This is a genomic window from Pseudomonas sp. AC229 (assembly GCF_979254655.1).
On the sequence record NZ_CEEDHK010000055.1, the window covers coordinates 1 to 272 of the forward strand.

Genomic DNA, 272 nt, shown 5'->3' on the forward strand with positions numbered 1-272 from the left:
GGGCTGCTGATACGCAGGCCGAGGATCTTGCGCCAGGCATTGTTCGATCAGCTCTCGCAGCGGTTGCTGCAACTGCTGGCCGTGCTCCAGCGCCTGAGCTAGCGCTGCATCGCTCCACACCACATCTCTCAGCGTCGGCGCGCCAGCGGCCATGTGGTTGAACGCGCCGCTCACCGAGTCGGCATACGGCACGTAGGGTTTGAGATCCAGCACCGGCGTGCCGTCGAGCAGGTCGATGCCGGACAACCAGAGCTTGCCGGCTTCAACCCTTT

At 64.3% G+C, this 272-nt stretch carries 1 protein-coding gene; it reads right to left on the reverse strand.

All coding sequences use genetic code 11. The features are described 5' to 3' along the window. Positions 1-272 (reverse strand): TrmO family methyltransferase domain-containing protein (locus tag AC0IW7_RS24815; protein ID WP_471821501.1); only part of this gene is annotated, 272 nt, incomplete at both ends.